General features: G+C 44.0%; 19 protein-coding genes and 1 CRISPR repeat array. Of the genes, 3 read left to right on the forward strand and 16 right to left on the reverse strand.

The genetic code is table 11. The features are described from left to right. A CRISPR array of direct repeats spans positions 1-405; the repeat unit is 35 nt; unit sequence GTCTTAATCCTTTATTCCAAGGTATTCATTCTGAT. Positions 406-663: 258 nt separating this feature from the next. From cas2 (CALK_RS10920) to CALK_RS10990, 14 genes are all read right to left on the reverse strand, one after another. Further along, the gene (cas2, locus tag CALK_RS10920; protein WP_022637728.1) at positions 664-963 is read right to left on the reverse strand and encodes a CRISPR-associated endonuclease Cas2; all 300 of its coding nucleotides are present in this window, start codon (positions 961-963) and stop codon (positions 664-666) included. A 43-nt stretch (positions 964-1006) separates the two neighbouring features. After that, entirely contained in the window at positions 1007-1234 is a 228-nt protein-coding gene (gene cas2, locus CALK_RS13465) for a CRISPR-associated endonuclease Cas2 (protein WP_022637729.1), read from the reverse strand. Further along, positions 1231-2292: a CRISPR-associated endonuclease Cas1 gene (gene cas1, locus CALK_RS10930; protein ID WP_022637730.1), complete on the reverse strand. Its 1062-nt coding sequence runs from the start codon at positions 2290-2292 to the stop codon at positions 1231-1233. The genes cas2 (CALK_RS13465) and cas1 overlap by 4 nt, the downstream gene beginning before the upstream one ends. Then, on the reverse strand, positions 2267-3517 hold the full coding sequence (locus tag CALK_RS10935) for a CRISPR-associated DxTHG motif protein (protein WP_022637731.1): 1251 nt from the start codon (positions 3515-3517) through the stop codon (positions 2267-2269). Before CALK_RS10935 ends, cas1 begins: the two co-directional genes overlap by 26 nt. Continuing rightward, positions 3514-4440 (reverse strand): CRISPR system precrRNA processing endoribonuclease RAMP protein Cas6, encoded by a 927-nt coding sequence (gene cas6 / locus CALK_RS10940; RefSeq protein ID WP_155851862.1) that lies wholly within the window; start codon positions 4438-4440, stop codon positions 3514-3516. Before cas6 ends, CALK_RS10935 begins: the two co-directional genes overlap by 4 nt. 266 nt (positions 4441-4706) lie before the next feature. Further along, the gene (gene cmr6, locus CALK_RS10945) at positions 4707-5666 is read right to left on the reverse strand and encodes a type III-B CRISPR module RAMP protein Cmr6 (RefSeq protein ID WP_022637734.1); all 960 of its coding nucleotides are present in this window, start codon (positions 5664-5666) and stop codon (positions 4707-4709) included. Further along, on the reverse strand, positions 5667-6044 hold the full coding sequence (gene cmr5, locus CALK_RS10950; protein WP_022637735.1) for a type III-B CRISPR module-associated protein Cmr5: 378 nt from the start codon (positions 6042-6044) through the stop codon (positions 5667-5669). A gap of 1 nt (position 6045) precedes the next feature. Further along, positions 6046-6921: a type III-B CRISPR module RAMP protein Cmr4 gene (gene cmr4, locus CALK_RS10955; protein WP_022637736.1), complete on the reverse strand. Its 876-nt coding sequence runs from the start codon at positions 6919-6921 to the stop codon at positions 6046-6048. A gap of 15 nt (positions 6922-6936) precedes the next feature. Further along, complete coding sequence (locus tag CALK_RS10960; protein WP_022637737.1) at positions 6937-7884, reverse strand: type III-B CRISPR module-associated Cmr3 family protein; 948 nt, start codon at positions 7882-7884, stop codon at positions 6937-6939. Continuing rightward, positions 7881-10550 (reverse strand): type III-B CRISPR-associated protein Cas10/Cmr2, encoded by a 2670-nt coding sequence (cas10, locus tag CALK_RS10965; protein ID WP_022637738.1) that lies wholly within the window; start codon positions 10548-10550, stop codon positions 7881-7883. Before cas10 ends, CALK_RS10960 begins: the two co-directional genes overlap by 4 nt. 286 nt (positions 10551-10836) lie before the next feature. Continuing rightward, on the reverse strand, positions 10837-11502 hold the full coding sequence (gene cmr1, locus CALK_RS10975; RefSeq protein ID WP_022637740.1) for a type III-B CRISPR module RAMP protein Cmr1: 666 nt from the start codon (positions 11500-11502) through the stop codon (positions 10837-10839). Next, on the reverse strand, positions 11499-12788 hold the full coding sequence (gene csx2, locus CALK_RS10980) for a TIGR02221 family CRISPR-associated protein (protein WP_022637741.1): 1290 nt from the start codon (positions 12786-12788) through the stop codon (positions 11499-11501). Before csx2 ends, cmr1 begins: the two co-directional genes overlap by 4 nt. A 62-nt stretch (positions 12789-12850) precedes the next feature. Beyond that, on the reverse strand, positions 12851-13249 hold the full coding sequence (gene csx20, locus CALK_RS10985) for a CRISPR-associated protein Csx20 (protein WP_022637742.1): 399 nt from the start codon (positions 13247-13249) through the stop codon (positions 12851-12853). A 113-nt stretch (positions 13250-13362) separates the two neighbouring features. Then, positions 13363-13635 (reverse strand): hypothetical protein, encoded by a 273-nt coding sequence (locus tag CALK_RS10990; protein ID WP_022637743.1) that lies wholly within the window; start codon positions 13633-13635, stop codon positions 13363-13365. A 391-nt stretch (positions 13636-14026) separates the two neighbouring features. Here CALK_RS10990 and CALK_RS10995 point away from each other — a divergent pair, with 391 nt between their 5' ends. The 3 genes from CALK_RS10995 to CALK_RS11000 are packed head-to-tail and all read left to right on the forward strand — an operon-like array spanning position 14027 to position 15122. Further along, the gene (locus CALK_RS10995; RefSeq protein ID WP_022637744.1) at positions 14027-14686 is read left to right on the forward strand and encodes a HEPN domain-containing protein; all 660 of its coding nucleotides are present in this window, start codon (positions 14027-14029) and stop codon (positions 14684-14686) included. Between the two features lie 31 nt (positions 14687-14717). Continuing rightward, complete coding sequence (locus CALK_RS12955) at positions 14718-14870, forward strand: hypothetical protein (protein ID WP_155851863.1); 153 nt, start codon at positions 14718-14720, stop codon at positions 14868-14870. A 12-nt stretch (positions 14871-14882) separates the two neighbouring features. After that, positions 14883-15122 (forward strand): hypothetical protein, encoded by a 240-nt coding sequence (locus tag CALK_RS11000; RefSeq protein WP_034638055.1) that lies wholly within the window; start codon positions 14883-14885, stop codon positions 15120-15122. Positions 15123-15252: 130 nt separating this feature from the next. On the opposite strand, the gene CALK_RS11005 is transcribed toward CALK_RS11000, so the two are convergent. Both CALK_RS11005 and CALK_RS11010 read right to left on the reverse strand, forming a co-directional pair. Then, positions 15253-16395, reverse strand: coding sequence for a hypothetical protein (locus CALK_RS11005; RefSeq protein ID WP_022637746.1), 1143 nt, complete (start codon positions 16393-16395; stop codon positions 15253-15255). After that, positions 16396-17241, reverse strand: a complete 846-nt coding sequence (locus CALK_RS11010) for a hypothetical protein (RefSeq protein ID WP_155851864.1) — start codon at positions 17239-17241, stop codon at positions 16396-16398. Between the last annotated feature and the right edge of the window lie 284 nt (positions 17242-17525).

Raw genomic sequence — 17525 nt, forward strand, 5'->3', positions numbered from 1 at the left:
GTCTTAATCCTTTATTCCAAGGTATTCATTCTGATCATCTATAATAGACTCTATAGTAAATAGGTACGAAATGTCTTAATCCTTTATTCCAAGGTATTCATTCTGATTTCTGATGAATTAGGACCTGTCCCAGAACCAGAACCTACAGTCTTAATCCTTTATTCCAAGGTATTCATTCTGATTACCGAAATGGCCATGGAGTTGGCCATGGAGTTTGTAGAGTCTTAATCCTTTATTCCAAGGTATTCATTCTGATAATTCAACAAAGGAGAAAAAGCATGTCATACATTGCCAGTCTTAATCCTTTATTCCAAGGTATTCATTCTGATAAGCGTTATGGTGCAGATTATAAGACTCGCTTGGATAATATGTCTTAATCCTTTATTCCAAGGTATTCATTCTGATAGCATCCTTTGTATCCGCCTCCTGAAGAGGCCTGAATATGTACTTTGCACAAACCGTTACATGTTTTTCAAAGAACAGGGTAGATTTCACATTACAAAGAATCTGAAAACATCCCATCAAACTGCAAATCAGCATAGTATAACACATGCACAAACCTCAGCGGTTACACGGGCATTCTGTGGGTACATCGGGGTTTGTGCAAAAATCAAAGAACAATGCCCTATTCTCTATAATATACATGATGTATACCTCCCGAACTTACAGAAGTTTAAAGGTACCATCATCTTCTTTAATCCCCGCATTACTACCATATTTCACTTGTTTCTGCCAGTCTTTCTCACACACAGGAATAACAATCACACTGTCTTCCTCCGCATCTATCACAGCCTGAATATCCTGTTTTATTTTAAGGAGCTGCCCCAGTTTTATATAGAGTTCAAAAACCGATTTCTGATATCGTATACCCGAATCTTCAAGGATTCTCGCCACCCGTGAAAGCCGTCGGGAATCGGATATGTCATAGATAATAACATAGTGCTTTGGCTCTGAATCTGTCATAATATCTCGTAGGGTTCAAAGGACAAAATCGTTCCCTTCCCAATTATCTCATGTTTTTGTGAACAATCGGAGCAAATGGGATAAAAACCGAGCTTGTCCTTTTTTTATCAATAATGGAAAGCAGCCCCTTTTTCATACGTTCAAACTGACCATGCGTCATCTCAACCTGAAAAAAAGAATACTGTACACGAATACCGCATTTCTCCAGATATTTGGCAGTACGCCGCAGGCGACGCGGATGGGTAATATCGTAACACACCAGCCAGATCATCGTGTTTTCACCAGTGGCTTAAAATTCAACTCCTCCTCCATAATCACCCGCTTAATATGCGCTGCCTGTTTGCGGAATATATCAGTCCAGGCAAGACGTTTCTGCTGGGGCGGATACAAAATCTCCTGCTCCAGCTTCTTTTCAAATGCCGTGATTGTTTTGCCCACCCCTTCCTTTGTCAGAAGCACCGCCTTCATATCTTCAATGGGGCCATCTTCAAGACTGGAGCCGGGAATATCCTCTTCATCATCATGGGTTACCACACGAAAATCATCCCGTGTAAGGCTTTTGCGATTAAAAAGACCGGCACAGACTGCATCCGCCAGGGGCACACGAAACTGCTCCATCATATCCAGTGTAAGGGAGCGCCGGCCGTATTCCAGACTGTGATAATAGCCGACATAGGTATCAAGCCCTTCTGCTGCAAGAGCGGCATCAACACGGAAAAAAATCAGGGTATAAAGGAAACTGAGTACTGCATTCACCTCATCACGCGGCGGATGAGAATTACGCCCTTTGAAAACAGGCCATTCCCCTGAAAAAACCTGTCCATACACAGAAAAATATATTCGGGCAGCACTCCCTTCATACCCGCGTAACTGCTCCATTGAGTCAGTCTGCTCAACCTTTTTCAACAGAGAATCCATTCGCCTGACAGCTTCCTTGCCTCCTGTCAGATCTTTTTCCCTGATAAGGCGCTGAATAAATCCCCGTTGATTGCGGATTTTTGCAGTAACAATGGTTCTGGCAAAATACCGCGGAAAATTTCCCGCCAATTGTTCAAACTGTTTCTTCCGGAGAAACACATTTTTGTTTTCGTTAAAAACAAGCTTTCCGTTATACCGTCCGTGCTTTGTGAGAAACACCGTATCTATGCCGTGTTTCATCAATAATTTCAACGCCGGTGACGTTATTTCCGTATTACCCATAATCACCAGCCCCTCCATGCGGTGGGGAAAAAGGATCTTTCCTTCACCGGTATTCTCCGGGATAAATTTTAACCGATCTGAAACCCGCCGCAGGCTTCCATAATCAGAACGAATGTAATATGTGGTCATAGGTAACTCCGGTAAGTTGAGAAAAAGTGGTTAGAAATGACTCGTACTGGCTCTTAAGGTTTTCAGCTTGAGGTTCCCGTCCATTAGCATCTGGTGAACCGCCGTGGGCAATACTATTCCGTATATTTCTGAGGCGATGCAGCTTCTTGACCCTTTCGGGATCCTTAGCAAAGAGATCATCCATAAAAGAGTTGTACGCCTCTTTGAGCATGTCATAGGACTGTTCATTGCAGCAAGCGTGCTCGAGCACATAATACTCAACGGCCGTATGCAGTGCAATAATTGCCTGGCCATACATATGCGCCCGAAAGTAGTAGGTACTCAAAACAGCGATCTTACCCCAGAGCATTTGATGCTTCTCAAGAGGATCATGAAGCTCCTGAACAAAACGCATATAGATTCGTTCCAACCAGAAGGGCAACCCTGCAGGCTTATCCTTAGCAATATTTCCGCATTGGCGGCACCACTCTGCAATATGAGGATAGAAATTGGCCTGCATTAAATGACTGAATTTACGAATAGCCTTAGCAAATCCCGGCCAGTTTGGGGCCGCATGATCGGCAAGGTCAGTTCCATCATATCGTCCAAAGAAGAGATGTACAGACCGTGTAATATTCTGATATTGTACCAATGAAGAGAGGTCACGCACTCTTCCTTCGGGCAATTCGCCATAGATATACTTTACGTCGTACTCCTTGGCAAAAGCCCCCTCAAAGCGGAGTGCTGCAGCAGTAATAAAGGGCATCGAACGATAACCGTGGGTGATATCAAAGAGTATCTTTTTCTCTGTAATTTTCGAAATAACCTGCGTATACATATCTATTGATTCGAGGTAGTGATCATTGTGAAGAGATGGCATATGCTCTGTAATTGCACAAAAGACCGACCGAGAGTATTTCCAGCTAAGATACTTCTCCAGTTGCGATAGTAACTCCGTTCCAATACCACCACCTTCTTCCGTTGCTTCTTCTATGCGGAAGTACAGTTCTTCCACATCGTCATCGGTTTCCGCATCGCCTTCAACCAAAGCGCCCCAGCTGGATGTTTTGGTACCAAGGAGAACAGCAGACGAAATAGGATACTCACCAGAGGAGAGTACTGCCGAAAAAAACAGGGACGACCGTTTTTTACAGCCAGAAGGGAAATGGTAATCAACCCGCTGATATACCTCCTTGCCTTCATCCTTACGCCCTCTGCCGATTATGGATATTAAAGCCCAGCTCATAATTGTTTCTCCACGGTATACCGCCCCAGTCCAAAGCCCGTATTTTTGCCCACATGGAGCACCTCCCCGATAGAAAGCAGGGACATTTCACAGGGTGAAAACAAGCCGGAAACATCCATTGCTCCCTCCATGCCGCCCATATCCATGGCACGCTTTTGACGGCCGGACCAGCGCGGCAGATACACCCGGCGGGATGTAAAATGCTCTTTCTTGGGCAAAAAACCGCTGCTGAGATCAGGAAAATCCAGAACAGGAGCCAGGGCATGGCGATCTCCAAAAAAACCGGCAAGGATACGCACCCGCCGGTGGATACTCTGCAGAAGACTCATATAGTCAATGTCTTCGATCACCCGACCGCCCTTTTGTATTTTCACCGGGGAATGGAGCCTTAGGCAAAGACTCCGCTTTTCGCTGCTCCGGGTATCCGGATTTAGGCTGAGTGTTGATTTTTCAGGCGGGGAAAGTGCATCCCCTTCCCACACTTGACGTTTTGTCAGGGCATCCTGCACCGCACGAACCGTGAAAGAAATCCGATCCCGGAAAAGACCGCGCTCTCCTGCCTGTATCAGGGCAAAAAGTAGATAATTGATATATTCCCGGCCCTTTCCGATAAGGGTCACCGTGAGCCGCACGGTATCGGTCTTTTCTCTAAACACATCCTCCGCAGAAAGAATAAAGGGGTGACTGGCTTTTTTCACTCCGGGCAAAACGTCATTATCCTGCGCCACATGGGTTTCAAAAAACCAGGCATAGGCGCAGTTGTTTTTCAACAGGCAGGATTCACACGTCCCGTCTTTCATAGCACAGGATATTTTCTTCAGAGCGTTGCCGATAACGCTGCGAAACAAAAACGTCGGATAGGTCTTAAAAAAGACCGGCTGAGAAAAACGCAGGGTGAATTCGACTTTGCTGTAGGTTAGCATTTCAATAACTCCTGAATATGCCTGTATCGGTTTTCTTCTCCTTTTAAGTTTTTCACCTCCTTTTACTTTTCCGCCTGTAAAAACCAAGTATGAGCTCTGCAAGTTCTATCTCCTCCGCAGTAATCGATTTTTATTCTTCAGGTATCTATCATACAGCTCAATTGCACGCTGCTCATCACCACGCTGAAGGAGAAGTATATCTTTTCGAATACCTTCTGCAGAAGCAAGAGCATTTTCATAGGCCTGCTCCTCCTCTTCCTTTTCTTTTATTTTCTGCTCCTCCTTCTCTTTTTTTCTGCAATTCGTTTTGCTTCAGCCTTTGCCTCAGCCTCTTTTCGACGGCGTTCATCAGCTCTTAGCTTATCCTGCTCAACTTTAAGCCAGATATCCTCGCTTACGTCGCTGGGAGCAGTAAATCGCCCATATCCCGTGGCAGTTTTTGCACCAAGACCCAGTTCCGTGAGAGCTGTATTAAATGCCTCCATCAATTGTGGCGCATACTTTTTAGCATCATCGTTGATGAAGAATCCACGGAATGCAAATTCAAGCCCCTTTTCCACTGCGAGAAACTGAATGGGAACGGGTGACTCTGTTTCAACCGGATACGGATTCTTGCCACCATAGTAGTTGGAAAAATGTGGCGTCATAACATCGGCCACAACCTGCGGAATATCTACTGAATAGCTATCCATAAAGACAAAACCGCCACGAGAAGCATTTGCAGTATCAAGAGAACCAAAGAGCTCTTTCAATCCATCCACATCATTTTCATCAATTGTACCACCCGATACCTTGTCAGGATTTTTTCGTGCGAAATTTATAGTATATGCCATACGAACAGCTCCCTTAATGGAAGCAGCAGGTATGTAGGGCAGGCCGCTGTTACGATCAAAAACCATCCCTACTTCAGAGGGAGAAACCTCTCCGATACCGGTTACCAAGCGACTGGTAAGTTTTGCAGACAAGGCCAGTATAGAATCTTTCGAGGCCAGATGTACCCTGTTCTCTAAAAAATCCTTTTGCTGTTTCTGCTTATGGGCAATCAAGTTGAACTCCGCCCGGTACTTTTGAACAAGCCGCTTTACACTCCCCGTATGAGGTATCTTTTCATAATCCGGAGCTCCATCATAGGGATAAAATTTCTGAAAGAGCAAACCGAAATTAGCAAACTGCTTTCCCTGTTCCACCTTGTTACGAATATACTCTGGAATTGCATAAAAACTCATTTACGCCTCCTGAAATGCACGGGCATACCGTTTCAACCAACAGAGCATTGCAAGGGTCTCCTGCTGAATACTAATATATTTACGGGCATCCATTTCTGAAATTTCTGAAAGTGCTTTCATCAGATCATCACCAAGGGTTGCCCCATTCTCATTTGCCCACTCCAGCATAACTTTTGCTGAGTCGTAGTATTTCCCCTCTTTCGCTCCCTTTGCCTTCGAGAAAAGAAATGCAAGAGTCTGGCCAAAACCATTCTGAAGGATCATGGTAGGGAGTCCAACAATAAAGTTTGCTGTCTCTTTATCTGTTCTTCCGTCAAACACAGTATCAATCTTTTGGAGAGCAAATGCGCTTCGCTGCTGTTCCTTTGTCTGTATCATCTTACGCCTCCTTCACCCATTGAATTTTAAACATACCGCGCCCCAGAGTTTCATCACCACCCATTTGAATATGAGTGGTGATAACCTCATTCTTCAGATACTGAATCAGGCTTTCCGCCGGCATCTCACTTGTATCGCGGGTATTTCCATACATAAGCACGGAATACAATATCGAATCTGCCGGCAGTAACTCTTCATAGCGCAGTGCGCCGTCAGTAGCAGTACCGGTTTTTTGATCAATCTTAATCTGTGTCTGTACCTCTGTACAATTGGAAACACCGTAATTGAATACTTCATCACTTACCAACAGGAGTTTATCTGCCCCGGACAGAAGTTTCTTCAGGGATTCAGGCAGTTCAATTTCTGCAGAAACTGTCACCTCATAATCTTCAAGGAGAACATCACCTGTTATTCCACCGGCCAGAGCCAGGGCATCGGTTCCGTCTACGGATTGTATTTTATCGTGTGCTGCCAAATTCACCATTTCCAGATCCCGAAGAGCTCGTTTCAGGACTGCCGGCGATGTAATCCAGACAAAGGGATACGCGTTTGAACGCATGGGAAACGCCAATAATTTGGCATCGGATACAGAAATTGCCCCAGGAAGAATATCCCCTTCAAAATTTTCTGCTCCGAAAATTTTGTTGGTGATCTCTTCCTGCTGTTTGGAGTCTTTTACATCTGCAATAGAATTTGAAAATTTTTCAAAATGAGCCCTCATGGCTCCTTTCACCCCTGAAGCCTGAATATGGGGCCAGTTGGTGTGGCGTTCACGCTGAATGGGAAGATCCACCACACCCGTTGATGATCCGGAACCGGCATGAACCGGAGAAATAGCATAGAATGAAATCACATCAGAGTTTTGCTGTTTATACATATGAATATCCTTTTATTATAGTGAAATACAACATTTATCAATTTTTGAACTGAACACGGTCCCTGCAGGATAATATCCCACCATGGGTTTATGAAACTGTTTTGCAAGACTCCAACCCCCCCGATATACGAGCTTTCCGGAGGCGATCACCTTTTCTCCAACCTCAGTGGTGGCCAAAACAGGCGTCGTACACATATATGCATTTAATTCAGTATTTTTATTTAGATTTACAGAATCAATCTCCTCATATGTACCAAATCGCTGTTCCCCACCGATAGTCATTACACCGGAAGAGGCAAGCCCTGTATCACGGTCTGTTGACCAGACAAGGGACCAACCTTCAGCAAGTCGGAGATGTCGGCCTGTATAAAGCTGACTTTTTTTAACACTGCGGTTAGCATCAAGAGCGATACCTGTTCGCTCCTCCTGCGTAATAAAAGAGTCCGTATTCAGCAAAATATCCGTATCAACCTTCAACTTTTTCTTTTTTTGCTGCAATGCCGGAAGGGAAACCCAGCTTCCACCAAGGGAACGTAAATCTTTCGCATGCTTTCCCCAATAAAGCGATCGATAACTTCCACAGATCCCAAGTTTTTTCGCATGAGCCGGCAATAATTCCGGGATTACAACGGCAATTTCATCTGAATTTTTCTCGCTTTCGGTCATCCAGTTATAGGGTGTTGGCACATACAATGTGTCTCCACAGGCAAGAAAAACCCCGGTTACAGAAAAAGGTGCTGAAGCGCCGAATTTTCCGATGTATCTTTCAAGATCGCTCACGCCTTTTTTGAATTGCCTGATGGTAATATCATTTTGGCTGAGAACAGCAGTCCTCATAGCTCCGCATAAAACAGAAGGAGCCGGTGGAAAGATTGTCGGAGTTTCATACTCCATACCGGCAGCCAGGGGTTCTGCCCCTCTCAGAAAAAACGTATCCGATGGAATAAATTTATACCAGCTCACTGCATACCTCCTTTGGCAAGATACCGTGCGATAATGGGAACTTCAGGATAAAAGCTCCAGGCTTCATCCTCATATTTCAAGACTAATCCAGCCAGATGCTCTGCGAGATAGCGGGATTTTTTTCGCACTTCTTCTTTACTGCCGTGAACAAAACCAGAATGACCAACCTCATAGGAAATAATATCGATGACCTTTCTTTTTGCCTGCTCTGACAAATGCTCTTGTTCCTTTTTTAATACAGCTGAAATCATTTCCCGGATTGTTTCCAACCGGTAAATAAGGGATGTGCTCAGATCTTTTTTTATAGAAGCCTCTTTGACGATATCAAAAGATTCCAAAAGACTCGTACCGGCAAAAGGGTTTTGCGCATCCCATTTTGCACTGAATCTCCGCGGTTGTCCACTTCTTTTTTTCAAACAAACGGCAATGGAATTACGCCCTTCTTTGGCCTTGGCAATATCATCCAGCAGGTGATGGGCTTCCTCCAGGGCACCGCGAAGAGGCTGTTTATGATGCACCATCAAGAGTCCAGCGGAGATTGATATTCCCTTTCCTATACCGGGTAAACGAAAAACCGGAGTTGAACCGTCTGCTTCGCTCATCGGTTCCACCCCGGTATCGGTGATACGGGCAAACCGGTAGTTGTAGGCCCGTTGTATTTCTTCTGCAGCTCTCATGGAAGTTGAAAGTGGCATTACTGCGGCCACATCATCACCGCCGGCATAGAGCAGGCGCCCTCCATGCTTTTTTATGATTCGTGGTACCGCGTACACGGAGAAAGCCCCAAGAGCTTCAGATATTGTGCTATGCAGGGTTGGACTAAGAATACGCTGCTCGTTAATGATTTCCTCCCAAATCCCTTTCTGCAGTGTACCTTGTTCAAAACGATCTACAACGGCGGGGTGTATCACATCACGCCATGTGGCAGATACGGTCAGACCATTCACCAGGTCTCCCATTTTATCTCCATCCATGATCAGTATTGCATAATAATTATCAGTCTCATTATACTCGTTGTTCAGGCCCGTTTCGTTTTCATGAAAATTGTCAGCAATCGATTTTCGCTCATGTACCGAAGTGTTGTTTCTCTGGAAATATTCCTGCAACGCCATATAGGTTGTTGACGGAAAGGTGTCAGCTTCTTTAAAGGTAGTGGCAAGAATATGGTTTTTATCTCTCTGATTTACTGCTTGCGGTAAAAACCGTTTTATGGAGCATATCGCACACAGTTTCTCTTTCTCCTTTACCACTGTCTCTCCATGTTTTTCAAACATTCTTCCCCAAAAGTCATGTATCGCCTCAGAGTACTGATGTGCTTTCATACCTTCTGAATCAGAAGAATCATGCAACACTTCAAACTCTCCACAGACCGGACATTTTTCACCCGGTTCCGGCTGACGCTGAATATCAGGTTGTGTTTTGGTAATCGCCAGTGTCGTTTGGGCTATGGAGTGGGTCACAGGATACACGACGGATTTACCGGAATATTTATCTGCAAATTTCTGCAGTGTTTCAAATACCGTTTTAAACTTTTCCGGTTCAAAAAGGCTATTCTCCACAGTTTCACGATCTGTCAGATCGACCAGTCGCACAGCGCCCCAATTATGAGTCCAATAATTATTGGTTTGCCGATAAAAGATATCATCCAGATATTGGCCGCTCTGCGGACTTTTCATAAAACGGAGTATAAGATCTGCAAGGCATTCCCATTCCCGACTGATTCTCTTTTGAACCAAATCAGTATATTCCCTCTCTGTACCTGCCGGGGCAAGGAATACAAACTTATTGGGAAAGGATGCTATGGCAGAGTCTTTTTTTAGATTGGTTTTGCTCTCATAGTCCTTAAGAAATGTCTGAAAACGATCATCCTCAGTTTTGTTTTTCAAACGTTTCAGATACTCTTCAACAAGATATTGGTCATTCAAAGATGGGTAGAGTATATGGTCCGGGCCAAGCTCTTCAATGACTGCACATATTCCTTCAAAGGTGAGCCAGGATAACACAACCGAACCGACCCAATGATCCCGTAATTTTCGGGTTTTGCCAATAAACGACTGAACCGGAGAAAGTGAATAGACTACCACCGAAGCCTCATTCTCGTCGCTGAGTTCTACACAACTGCCCAAGGCAGCCACCATGCCATTATGGTTCCATATGGTGTGATCAGGTATTCTGCTGTCTGCAGGGAAAAGCTCCCACAGAAAACCAAGATTACCAATGTTTTGTGTGGCTAATCTTTTTCGCAACATAAAAAAGAGGTAGGTAAAGTATTCCTGCCGCTCCCATCGTTCATCCACATTACCGGTATCTTCCCGCATCAGCTCAATTATTTTGTTTGTTACAATTTCTGACTTTTCCATATCAACAGAAGCCTGAAGAGCGTCACCAGCAGATATCGGATGCGTAAATGCCGGATTTTCAACAAAGTCAACCGCTCCGTTTTTTTCCGGATTACTACGATCGTATCCGGGTAGTGCTGCCCTGTCCATTCCGGCTGCTACAACATCGGCATGCTGATATTCTGTTTTTTCCGACATGGCGCATCCCAAGGCATCAGCCTGACGGGAAGCCCTTTGTTCGTGACCGGGAATTCCCAGCATTTTATCTATCGGATCGTGGAGGAATCGGCGAATTTTTCTGTTCCAGTACTCTTTTGAGTGACTCATTGTACCTCCTGCATTTTTCCTGAATTCATAAGGAAACTATTCATGTCATCGTAGGCTTTTAAATAGTCGTCTTCTTTGCCCGGTTCGTAAAAGTGAAAAGGTAAATAGAGTATCTGTCCACGATACTGATTACCCTCCTTGTGAACACCGAGAAAATATGATTTTGGGTGCCGTCCGGATTTGATTTCCGAATCGTTTGCTTGCACAATGGGACGTGCAACAACCCCGCGTCTCTTATAATAATGTCTATTTTCCAGTGATAATCTTGCATCCTTATATAGGATACCTACTTCAGAAAGTGCTTCAACAGGTTTATTATAAAGGGTTGTTCCTTCGAAAACCTTCGCTTTTTTATTTGCAGAAGTAAATTTTTTATTTTCCCTTTAAAAAATTTGGTAATATCAAAATCATTTGCAAAAGATGAGTAGAGGGAACCCATTCCATTTCTTGCTCGACCACCTACCCCACCATATCTAAGTAGAGCTTTGAGAGAATTCGTAATTTCTTCTTTGTAATCTTCCTTTAAATTTGATAAAATCAGGGTAAAAGGAGTGTTTATTGGTATATGTGTATACTTATAATTGTTCTTTTCACAGATCCCAAAACAGAGGTAATCAATAATGTCAATAAAGAAAGTGTTACCTTTGGATTTTGAAGTAACTTTAAATTTAGTACCATTAGCAGGTTTACCCCTTTTCGGCTTTACGCTACCTGTAACAACCATAGAAAAACTTGACGCATAATCGGTACAACCGAAAATTTTTTCTTCTATCTCTTTTAAGTTATTTCCTCCGTACAAAACCCGCCACCAATACCGCAAAGCAGCTTTAAAAGGAGCGGGACGCAATTCTGCATTTCCATCTGCCCCACCCAGAAACATGGGGGTTAATACCTCCACGTCAACCGTTATTCTCTCGCGCTCTACAAAGCGAGATACATCTATTTTTGTCATTCAACCTCCTGTGTGGTAGGAATTATGTTTTCTTCATTCATACGGTCAATTACTTTTTTAAGTGCATCTTTGCACTCTATAGATCGATCTGAGACGTTTTCAAGCTCTTTTTTCTTATCCGGACCAGCAGCTGTCCAGGCGTGGTCAAAACCATTCCGTATATCTTTAATTTTATACGTCAGACTTTTCATCTTTTTCTTACCTGCCACATCTTTAAGAAAACGCTCTGTAAATATCCTGACCTGCTCAAGATCATCTGCATTTAATTTTTTAAACGCATCATGATCCCATTTGCATTTCAGTTGCAATGCAGACAAAAATGCCTCAGCGTAAACCTTCCGTAATTCCCCATTATCTCTATTATCGCCCTTTTGTACAGCCAGCATCCCAATCGATCCAATAAGCTCCCGCATCACCGTAAATGACTGCATATAAAGCTCATGCGTATTCAGCATTTCAATGAGCTTCAGCTGCAACTTAAAGTAAGCAGAGTCATATCGACCGGATGGCGGATAACTAACAGCAAGATCCTTAAATTTATCCTCAACCATAATAAGAAGCTGCTTATCCGCACCTGAGCATTGAGTAATCTTCTCACGAACAATCCCCATGGCACGATCAGCGGTGGCGGCGACATGATTCACATCAATATTTCGTACAATATCTGTGAGATCTTTCAGCGCCTGAATCAGCTCTTCATCTCTCAAGGCCTGGAAAGAATCGGATGAGGCCGATTCCGCAAGCTCTGCAAGTTTCGAAGCATCTGCGGTATCAATAAGCTGCGAAACTCCATCGGCCCAATCGTTTATTGTGTAGAAGTCAGCCATATTAATTATCGGTTTATCAGGAGCCTCATGAGCCCCATAGTACACACCTTTTAGATCGATGCTCTTGCTTTTTTGAATAAAACTTACTGCAGTTGACAAGATAATAGAAAAAGCCCTAAAACCATGGGTCATATCAAACCAGACCTTATCTTCTTGGTCCACTAAGTTGAGTATTGTTTCAAACCATTTCCACTGGGCATTAGCTAAATCCTCAGATAATGGCACATGCTCAATAGATGTCTTATCCGTTATAAACGGCCTCAAATCATCTGATAATTGCTTCCAATGTTTTTCTTCTGATTTTGGCGTTGTTAAGATCCGAACTTTATCAAAATAATTTTTACCAAATCTATGCAATAATGCTGTTTGGACATAGGGCGTTTTAATTGAACTATTTTGATACTGTACAGGTGAATAATTTCCTGCCCCCAAAAAACTGATAAAAACTTTTCTGCCCATTCATTTCTCCCGGTAATTCGTTTTGGATTAACACATATATTTCACAAAGAAACCGCCGAAGATTATTCACTCCACCCTTCATACTCCCGAAACCGTACATGACGGAACATATGCCGTAATTCCACTGTCCCGTCCTTTTGAACCACTTCCTCAGCCCGCCGTTGTGTAGAGGCATAGACGGGAACCCGCCCGTTTTGTATGCACCATGACACGACATAATAGGTAAGTCCGAAATCCCCCTGAACAAAAACAATATCCGTATCGCGTGAATTATCAGACAGATAATCTATCAAAGGTGAAGCATAATTGGCTACTGAAGGCAATTGTGCCGGAACATTGCTCCAGAGATGCTGAAGATCCTCCGGAAGAGCGGTGAAAGCAGTAACACCGTATGTATCTTTCAATTCTTTTTTTTGAGTATCCTGTAAGGTATGTGAGAAAAACAGGTGTGCGGAAATCACGCCATACTCCCTTCCCGTAAAAAAAATGATGTACTATAAGTATATAGAAACTTCTGTAGAAATCAAGATATGTCCCGAAAAACATCTTTTCCACTTTGCTTCAAAACAGGCTCTCACCGATCATCCTCCCCGGTCATATGCCCGTGTCCAAAGGAGGAACACTTCTTCCAGGCGTTTCTTAAAAAGGGGTTATACCGATCAAATCCTGAAGCAGGTTTTGCGGATATACACGTTGCTTTACAGCGGGGACAGGAGGAGATACTCCGCAGGTAAATCATATCTGCAGGACTGCGCATGTCAGTCATTTTTTTGGCCGGACGTACGGCGCTCCAACCGCAACTCTGACAGATATATTTTTTGGCCCCGTGGCAAAAAGGTATCGGCATCTTACATCTCCTCAGTTCAATGGGTGAAGGGAATACCCTTCTGGTATTACAGTGTACCACGTTTCTTTGGCAATGCAAGAATTTTAATTCACTCAGTACTCAATTCCTTTTCTACACATACAGAACGCTGAAAGTATACTATTTCCAATTTTTTTACCGAAGATTAAGAAACGATGTAATACCTTACTGCTTCACACCTGCCTTTTCTCTGAAAAGAAGCAGTAAAAACAACCACAGTCTCAGCCGGGTAATAAGCATATCACATTTAAAATCATTCAATACCGACACAATGGACTCATACCTGTTTTTTACAATGGACATGGAATTGTTACTATGCTATACTTTTTCTGTACACCACGGATATTTATAAATAATCTACCGGGAGGAGCCCATGCCACCGAAATCATTTCAGGAACTCAAAACACGACAGCGCGCAGAACGCGACAACTACCCTCAGAACATGAGCCTGCGTATACACCGTGCCTTAAGCTGGCTTGACCGGGCACACCACTGCGAAAATGATCCGGACGGCCGGTTTATTTTTTACTGGATCGCCTTCAATGCAGCCTATGCAAACGAAAGCGACTGCGCTGATATATCCGAAGGGAAACGCCATTATGCCTTTCTGAAAGATATCGTAGCCCTGGACAGGGACCAAAAACTTTTTGATATTATCTGGAAACAATATCCTCAGGCAATACGAGTACTACTCGATAACAAATATGTATTTAAACCATTCTGGGACAGCCGGCGACAATCTTCAGCATCCAACGACGGCTGGGAGGAGGAGTTTACCCGTGCCAAAAGCGCGGCAAACAGATGTTTGGCACACCAAAATACCGCCGGAGTGCTGAATATTATCTGCACTCGGCTGTATACCCTGCGTAATCAATTGATTCACGGAGGGGCCACCTGGAACAGCCGGGTAAACAGGAGTCAAATTATTGATGCAAACCGTATACTCGGTGACATCATACCGCTCATTATAGAGATAATGATGGACAATCCCGAAGCGGGATGGCAAAATGCCTGTTATCCTGTCTGTGAATAAACAAAGACCTATCACATAATATGAGGACAGTATGGAAAGTATTTATAACCGCATTGCGGCATTCAGAACAGATATTCCGCTCAAAGACCAATTCCGTTCCCTGGGCGACACCACACAGTTTGAACCACTGATACAATTGAATTCACAGGATATAGTAGAATTCTTTGAGTTTCACACAGAGTGACGCCTTTTCCCTTTGGATGACTGCAAATCCGCCTTTGAAGCAGAGAAGAAATTATCTGCCATGACCATAGTTGAAGCCGGCATTGATCTGTATATTGATGATTATAATTCTCTTTTGAGATCAGTTCTGCCCCAGGAAAATGTGTACAATTCTTTTACCGGTGTGTATCTTAATAAAAGCATCAGCGGCATGCGCGGATTTCTCCTCACAGGAAAACCCGTATTACATGAAAAGTATACTGACGGCAGCTAAGACTTTGGCTCAGGCAGTAAGAGAAAAACACACAACTCCACGGAGAAAACAGATCATGAAAACACACCTGAAGATGGGGCATTAGGCTGAAGTACAAAAGCTCTCTTTAGAGGTACATAATACGGCAAACTCAAATTTCATCAAGCAGGGATGCGTTATCTTTGATGATAGTGTGCAGATCATGCTCAATCTGCTTTTGTGTCTGATCCTGGGCAGAAATGAATACATTAACCAGATGTACCGCTGATAATGAACCAATGATACCTCCAATTGGTGCCAGAGGACCGCTGATAACAGATCCCACATGCCCGCCGATTATTCCGGCAGAAAGGTATGCTGCCTCCCATTTCATTTGCTCCCAGAACTCAGGTGTTCCCAGACCATACATAGATGCAGTATATGCCATCTGTATACCAAAAGATACTCCGAGCAGTGTACCAGCCATCTTATAGCCCGGTACGGATTTCCCCGTACGCAAAAGATGTCTGTGGGCATGTGCTCTAATTTTGCGGTATGCAGAATGCTGAAGCAGCAATGTTCCGCCGAAAACCCCGAAATCAGCCCGTGACATATCTCCCGCCCGCAGGCTTTGCCAGGCCGAATATACCTGATATATCATAACTGCGGTATACGCTGACGAAGCAACTCTGTTTTGAACCGCCATTTGCTTTGCCCGCACCCCATAGCGGTCAAAATCATGCTGAAGCTGTTTTGTGGTAATGCCCATTTTTTTCAACCGGGCCAGCTGAGTATTTTTTTCCGCCCGTGACCAGTTGCTACTGTGACGGATACGATTGCGAACAGGCTCATAATGATCATCGGGAACAAAAAAATAGTTTGATGCATTATCGTGAAGACTCATATCGCGTATATACTGATTGATATTTCCATTTAAATGAACCTTCAGCTGTCCGTTTACCATTCCCCGCCCCAGTCGTTTATTTCTACGAACATCATGCTGTCGATCCGTGGGATTTCCTGCCAAAGACCATCCAGAGCGATTCTGCACGAACCACTCCTCCGCATACCGGCCAACAGCCTGGGCTCTCGTTGCATACAATGGTGCCCTCCGGCGTGAGTGAGTCACAACATAGAGCGCCTGATCAGCAGTAACGTCCCGACCCACGGCAAAACGTGAAATCCGTGCCATCTGTGAATAATTTGCACCGGACAACCGCTGCAATGCCGGACTTCCACTTATAGCGGGGGTTGCAATGCATGAAACAGCCATAGAAATTACCAGCACAGCTGCCGTGGTGCAGAATATCCTCATTTACCACTCCCCCGTATAATCCATATCACGAGTCGTGATTTCATCAAGACGACGGGCAAATTCATAATACTCATCTTCTTCCATATCGGATACCATATCTTCGATAATACGTATATACACGCCACGTGTTTTTTCGTCCAGATACTGCAGATCTATGGGGCCGCACAGCAAAAGAACCGCCTCCCGTCGATAATTTTCAGTCCGATGAAACCCCTGGGTTGAAAAATGTATATTGCTAATAGAAATCCCGGGCCTTTGTCCTCCCTCATTTTGCAGACTGTCCTCCACATGAGAAATACGTGACATTTGCCGGGCAGCCCACAGGGAATACCGTGCCTGATGAGCATTGGTAATACGAAGATGCTGCTGTTCCTGGGTATATGAAAGAATATTCAACAGCGAGTCCGTAGACGGGGAGCCATCATGGGGAAGCGTTTGTATTAAATACCCCGCCCGATTTAATCTATTCATGGATTCTTTCAGGGTATGCCCACAACGAGCTGCATCATACTGAACCTCCACCAGGCGTTCAATATGTGATAGCAAAACTTGATGCACAGAGGACATATTCCGGTGTAGATCTGATACAGCAGAATCTGACAGTCCGTAAAACTGTTCCGTAATCATCTGAGCAGTATCGTAGATTGCGGCATAGTGATGATATATCGAATCATTTATGTGAGGCTCCTGTTCAATGCGGGAGAGGCTTTCGGTCAAACGAATAATATCAGGCATATACCGTGGAAGAAGATCGCGGTTATGCTCTTTTTCCATGATCACCTCCATATCCGTCTGCAATGACTCCAGTCGCTGCCGCGTTCCGCACCCCAAAAACACAAATCCCATACATACACTGCATACAAACAATTTCATGTCAGTCCTTTCTTTTTTTGAGAGTATTATAGGATGATTATCCATTTTCTGCCAGAAGAATAGTAAGTCCTGCCCCAAAAAGGAGACAGAGGTATCCCCTTACTCACTGTTGAAAAACCATGTTCCATTGTCTCCGGCATCTCAGGTTCATTGTAATATACCCACACGATACCATCTTACATCCTGCATCTTCTTTACCGGATATCGTTATTGCTGAATTATCCTAAAATCCTCAATTAAAGTAGAAAAATCGAGTT

This window comes from Chitinivibrio alkaliphilus ACht1 (assembly GCF_000474745.1).
GTDB lineage: Bacteria > Fibrobacterota > Chitinivibrionia > Chitinivibrionales > Chitinivibrionaceae > Chitinivibrio > Chitinivibrio alkaliphilus.